This is a genomic window from Yoonia sp. (assembly GCF_030731595.1).
GTDB lineage: Bacteria > Pseudomonadota > Alphaproteobacteria > Rhodobacterales > Rhodobacteraceae > Yoonia.
The window spans coordinates 1-5774 of the sequence record NZ_JANQTS010000033.1; the positions used below are offsets into that span (position 1 = coordinate 1).

Below are 5774 nucleotides of genomic sequence, written 5' to 3' on the forward strand. Positions count from 1 at the left end.
GTGCGGGACAAAGGGTGAATTCGCTGCGGTTGCACCAATGGCTGCTTCTATACTCTTGCAGTCAGATAGCCCCAAAGTAACCACCCTCGAAAACGGCTGGTATTACATCAGAGGATGATAGAATGGCGGTTGTTTAAACCCACTTGCTAAAAGCCTGCCTGTGTCGCTCAGGTTTTCACCCGCCTTGCGCGCGTTTGGCGGCAGCCGCCAACTTTGGGATAATCGTTTTAAAATGCTGGAAGATCAGCATTTGGCCAGCGTCAGGGATGACTTCGATATCAATCCACGGATAGGTTTCGCGATATTCGGAAATTGTGGCGATATCGGTTGACGGGTCTTCTGCCCCATTCATGAACCATGTGGGCGTGTCTTTGGCCGCCTCTACAAGACCGGACCAATCGGTTTCACCGGCAATCAGCTCCATTACATAAGCACGGGACATATCAGTGGCTTTACCTGCTGCAAGTTCGCCGTTTGCAATCAAAACAGGTAGCATTTCGGGATCGTCCAGCAGCGCCATATCCGCCGCAGAGCTGCGGTTCATTTGCCTGAAAAACTCTGCGGTGCCCAGTCGTCGCCCCATCGCAATGGCCGCTCGAAATGTAAAGTTAAGCAAGTGTGGCGCATGTTTGGCCGTCGATAAAAAGAAGCGGTGCCACTTGCTCATTCCGGCATAATGACGATCCCCCAGCAAAGGCGGGCGCGCACCCATCCCTATCAGTTCTGTCACACGATCCGGAAAGTGCGCTGCAAAATCGACCGAGAACAAGAAATCGCCGCCTTGACATGCATAGGGCAATTTTTCGAGACCGAGATGATCAAGCAAGACACGGGTATCATCGCGTGTGCTTTGCATCACATCCGCTTTCGGGTGCAAATTTTCGCTGTGACCATACCCCGCACGAATGGGCACGATCACACGCAATCCATGCTCAAAAGCCATTCTGATCATCGGCGCATGCCACCGGACCGCGCAATACCCCATGTGCGTGAACAAAATAGGCGCGCCATTCGCGGGGCCCATGTCGTGGTAATCCATTTTGCGGCCGTCTGGCATTGTGAGGGTCGTAAAGGGCTTCCAGACTTCATCAGCGATCCAATTGCGACCCGTCGTTGGTACAGGGACTTTCACCAGCGGCGGATCTTGCGTCACGCCTTGGCTCACATCGCGCAGGGACAGCACGAGACGGATGACTTCTGATTGGTTGCGGGAGTTCATTTTCGACAAGATGGATTTGATTTGCCCGCGCACGGTGCCTTCGCTTGTGCCGCGCTCGATTGATATTGCCTTGGTGTCCATACCTTCGACAAGCGCTTTGACCACACCTTGTTCGGCGGTGGTAAGCTTGAATATATCTTCCAATGTCTCGCCAAGCGCCGCTTGCCAATGGTAGCGCGTTGTGACGATCAGGGCGTGCTGCGGATGCGACTTGGCTGTTTGTGATAGGGCGCGCAATTGAAAAAGTGCGGTGCCGCGCTCGCCAGAGTCGTGAAGGCGTAACAAGCGGTCTGGCCGTTCCGCGTCATTGAAAAGAGAGGTCAAAGCCTCATCAAGTGCTTGTATCGTTTCAGGCGCAAGGCGCATGTCGCCAAGGGACGTGTCATCAAGCGTTCCGAATGCCTGCTGCGCACCGGCGTTGCTTGCAACCACTGACAGTTTGCGATCCACGATAAACGCAGCGAGATCCCTGAAGGGCGTCAATATCGCGGCCAGATCGGGCCCGGCGTCAGCGTCGTCGCCGCGCGCTAGAAATGTCCCTGCGCGTTTGAGATGCGCAAGGTAGGCCGCATCAAAATTATCAATTGACTCTATTGTCTTACGGGTAGCGCTGGCATCCAACCCTGCGGCGTTCCAAGCATCGACAAACTGATCGAGTGAGGTGGGATCAATTGCGATGTCATACAACTGATCGACAATGTTTCCGGGATCAATGTCGAGAGGTGTTTTAGGTGTCATCGCAAATCCATTGCTACGCCGCAGCGCTAAGTTTAAATCACTGTATCAAAAAAATGACGGTGTGTCGTTGCCCTAGGCTCATCACATCATTGAACATGCGACACACCGTCCAGAGGTCAAGGCACGGAAGAAACGCCATGACCTATCTGTTGAAACTGTGGCGGGTTAGACCAGTGTCATACCCCCGCCGACCATGACCAAAATTGTAGCCAAAGAGCGGTTCATGATAAGCGTCGCGCGGGGCGATTTGGCGATGCGACGCAGCTGTGCGGCAAAGCCGACGATGAGGGCAGCACCGCATGCCAGTGCGAGGAATGTGATCACGGCAACGATCAGGAAATCGGGCATTCTGATCACGGTGATGTCCATCATCTCTGGCAAAACCAGTGGGAACAAGATCATCATATAGGGGGAAATCATGCATGTGATGGTGCCTGCACCGATTGAGGTGAAGATTGACTGACGCTTTACGTCGCCGTCGTTGTTCAAATCAAAGCCACCCTTCCAGATGCCGCGCGCCATCCACACAATATAGCAGATCATGATATATTTGCTGTAATCGAGAACTTCTGGCACGGCCGTCAGCCACGCACTCATTCCGAAACAAACGGCTGAAATGATTGCAACGCCGCCCAAGGCAAATCCCAACCCGAAACCTGCGGCGCCTTTCACATCGTTACTTGCCGCGCGCGCCATGAGCATCAAAACGACGGGACCCGGTGCGATGGCAATGGCGACAAGAGTGATAAAATAGGAGAGTGTATCTGCAATCGGCATTACGACGCTCCATTTTCGAGGGTTGTGTCCAGCACTTCGCGTGCCGCAGGCCAAGACCTGTTCGCGCGTAGTGCCAGCCCAGTGAGGCCAATGAGGATCCAGCTTGACTGGATCAGCGCCGATGCGAGGTTGAATTCTGCAAACAGGCTCATCGCCACAAGCGCCGCCGCGACGATATTGGTCAATGAATAGGCCGTGCTGTTGCCATCAAGCTTGCCAAGCTGAACAGACCCGAACGCGACGATGTAGCAAATGAAGCCAGCAACACCCACCCATTCAAGCGGGCCAATTCCAGATACGTAGTCAATAAAGTTGGTCATAAATGTCTTCCCATGATGTGATGAGGAAAGACATAAAAGAGCCCGCGCTGTCCGGCATGTACCATTTGGGGGGTGCGGTAACAGAAGGTTACGTTAAGTAAGGATTTCCATACCTGCGAAGCTGCGCGTTTGCACCGTGCTGGCTTTCGCGGCAGGTTTAACGACGGACTTTGACCGCTAAAACAAGGGAGACGGCACGATGAGTTGGGTGTTTTGGATCATTGCCGGGGTGATCGCCTGTGTTATCGCCGCAGTTGCCTATGGTTTTCTTGCTCCGCTTAAGGTGCATTTCACAACGCGGCTTCCTCTCGCTGAAAAGGCGGATTGGATCGGGCCCGCCCCAGACGCCCCCTTTGTCGGTCTTGCTTTATCCGGAGGCGGTGCCCGCGCGTCAATTTTTGCGGCGGCCGGGATGGAAGCCTTGCAAAAGCGCGGACTGCTAAGCGGCGTGACCCATGTTTCCAGTGTCAGCGGTGGTGGTTTTGCGGCGTCTTATCTTGCGCTGCACCCTGTGCCCGCAGACGCGACCGATACCTATTTCAACAAAATGCAGCACGTCTTGTCACATGACTATTTCTGGGACACCCAGATGGGGCAGTTGCGCAACCCAAGCCGCTTGTTCAGCCCGTCCCGCCGTTTTCAATCCCTACAAGAGACACTTGATCGGCCCGATTTTTTACGAAATGCGACCTTTACCGATCTTCCAACGGATCGAAGGTTCTATTTTAATACGGTCAGCTACGACAGCGGCCAACGGTTCGTGTTCAGCAACACCGTTCTGCCGCGCATCGATGACACGGATGTCAGTGATTTGCCAATTGGCCTGCGCAGCCTGTCGTTCACCGACACAGCTGGACATCGCAAGACACCTGACAGCGTTCCGGTGTCATTGGCGGTTGCAACCTCTGCTGCATTCCCACCCTATCTTGGCCCGATGACAATAGAGGTGAGGAATCATCAAGGATCCAAACCGCAATACTGGCATTTGGGCGACGGTGGCGTCCTTGAAAACCAAGGCGTAGAGACCCTGCGCGAGGCAATCTATGCCCAAAAACCGCACACACCCGCGATCATCTATTCGTTTGATGCGGGGCAAGAGTTGAATAGTGATTTATCCAGAAACACGCTCGACATCAGTATCTGGAGCCGCGACGTGACCCGTTTGGTGGATGTGTTGTCGGTCTATGCCGCGACACAGCGCAACACGCATTATGATGCGATTGATGCGCGCACTGGCACCCGGATCGATCTGATGACTTTTAATTATATGGACGTGGTTCGCCTTGCGCGGTCAGAAAACCCACCCGATCCCAAATGGCTATCATGGAGCGAATGGAGATATGATAACGCAAAGGATCGACTGGAAAGCCGCACACCGGCGGATCATCTTGCAAAGATTCCCACAGCTCTAAAAATCACACGCTGCCACCGCGAGCTCATTTCTGAAGCTGCACATTTCCTCGTAAACCAAAGGTTTCCTCTCAGGGCAGTGCCATCATGAACACCCGGAGGGTTGCATTTTATAGGTCCTCGCCATGACGTTGGCTGCGATTATTCTTGGCGTTGCCGTCATTTGCTGTGTCGTAGCCGCAAACCGGTTTCGGCGCGTCGATTACACCGATATCGAGGTGCGCGACTCAGATCAGCCGCTTGCGCGCGCGGGGCCTGATTTAAGTATTTTGACATGGAATATTGGTTATGGAGCACTTGGAAAAGACGCAGATTTTTACGTGGACGGTGGAACGTCGCTACGAGCGCTGTCAAAGCCGCAAATCATAACGGCTGCCAAAGCGATCGCGCAAAGACTGGCCCAAACGCAATGCGATCTGCTCTGCCTGCAAGAAATGGCACAGGCCGGTATCTTAACCCGCAATGTCGACGTCCGCACCATCATCGATGATCTGCTGCCAAACCGGAAACGCTACTTTTGGGCGGACTTAAAAACTGTATTTCTGCTGCGCCTTTCGCACGGTATGGCCACGTATTCCGCCAAGCTGTCTGATCACTATCATGTGCTTGATCTTCCCGATGCGGATACGTTGATGCTTGGCGTTATCAAAAAGTCCTACGTTGGTCTGATCACCAAGTTACCGATCACAGACACGGATAAGGCTTGGGTTATTATTAATATTCATTTGCCTATCTTCAATATGACGCCAGCCGCCCGCACAGCCCAGCTGGACCGATTGTTTGACTTCGCGAAAAAGGAATTTGCAAAAGGTAATTATGTGATCATCGCAGGCGACTGGAACACGCGCCTGTGCCCGACATCGTTTCCTCACACAAGCGACCCAAAACGCGGATCGGATTACACAGATTTCCCTCAAGAGTCCCTTCCTGCGGGCTGGCACATTAAAGCAGACCCAAAGACCCCAACTGTGCGCGCACTCGATGCCACATTTTCACCCGGTCAGACCTACACAACTATTTTTGATGGCTTCGTCGTGTCGCCCAATGTGCGCGTGTCATCCTTGAAAACACTTGATTTAGGTTTTGCCCATTCGGATCATCAGCCTGTCGAGGCCAGTTTTTCTGTTGGGAGAATGTAGCCACGGTAAGCCCGCAAGCGCCTTACGTTAGGGCGCATCAGATTCATTTGGAAGAGTGTGCGCACCCAAAATAGATGATGGGAAATGCCTGATGACTGCATTTTCGTGCGAAAGGCTCTATCTCGCGAGACCAGTCATTCGTGCGCCTCGCAGCATCGGTCAGTTTGGGCT

At 53.4% G+C, this 5774-nt stretch carries 5 protein-coding genes; 2 read left to right on the plus strand and 3 right to left on the minus strand.

Annotation, left to right across the window (positions count from 1 at the left end; genetic code table 11):
• Positions 1–175 precede the first annotated feature (175 nt).
• The 3 genes from NWQ23_RS02990 to NWQ23_RS03000 form a co-directional block, all read right to left on the minus strand.
• Positions 176–1957 (minus strand): alpha/beta fold hydrolase, encoded by a 1782-nt coding sequence (locus tag NWQ23_RS02990; protein ID WP_306164756.1) that lies wholly within the window; start codon positions 1955–1957, stop codon positions 176–178.
• 165 nt (positions 1958–2122) lie between these two features.
• Positions 2123–2734, minus strand: a complete 612-nt coding sequence (locus NWQ23_RS02995; RefSeq protein WP_306164757.1) for a LysE family translocator — start codon at positions 2732–2734, stop codon at positions 2123–2125.
• Positions 2734–3054, minus strand: coding sequence for a hypothetical protein (locus tag NWQ23_RS03000; protein WP_306164758.1), 321 nt, complete (start codon positions 3052–3054; stop codon positions 2734–2736). The genes NWQ23_RS02995 and NWQ23_RS03000 overlap by 1 nt, the downstream gene beginning before the upstream one ends.
• A 199-nt stretch (positions 3055–3253) precedes the next feature.
• Here NWQ23_RS03000 and NWQ23_RS03005 point away from each other — a divergent pair, with 199 nt between their 5' ends.
• Both NWQ23_RS03005 and NWQ23_RS03010 read left to right on the plus strand, forming a co-directional pair.
• Complete coding sequence (locus NWQ23_RS03005) at positions 3254–4555, plus strand: patatin-like phospholipase family protein (protein ID WP_306164759.1); 1302 nt, start codon at positions 3254–3256, stop codon at positions 4553–4555.
• A gap of 34 nt (positions 4556–4589) precedes the next feature.
• Positions 4590–5603 carry an endonuclease/exonuclease/phosphatase family protein gene (locus tag NWQ23_RS03010; RefSeq protein ID WP_306164760.1) on the plus strand — a complete coding sequence of 338 codons (1014 nt, stop codon included), beginning with the start codon at positions 4590–4592 and terminating at the stop codon, positions 5601–5603.
• Positions 5604–5774: the final 171 nt, after the last annotated feature.

What these genes read in the sequence shown, in the direction of transcription:
- NWQ23_RS02990 (WP_306164756.1), bottom strand. Translation starts at nt 1,957, where the DNA reads ATGACACCTAAAACACCTCTCGACATTGATCCCGGAAACATTGTCGAT.
- NWQ23_RS02995 (WP_306164757.1), bottom strand. Translation starts at nt 2,734, where the DNA reads ATGCCGATTGCAGATACACTCTCCTATTTTATCACTCTTGTCGCCATT.
- NWQ23_RS03000 (WP_306164758.1), bottom strand. Translation starts at nt 3,054, where the DNA reads ATGACCAACTTTATTGACTACGTATCTGGAATTGGCCCGCTTGAATGG.
- NWQ23_RS03005 (WP_306164759.1), top strand. Translation starts at nt 3,254, where the DNA reads ATGAGTTGGGTGTTTTGGATCATTGCCGGGGTGATCGCCTGTGTTATC.
- NWQ23_RS03010 (WP_306164760.1), top strand. Translation starts at nt 4,590, where the DNA reads ATGACGTTGGCTGCGATTATTCTTGGCGTTGCCGTCATTTGCTGTGTC.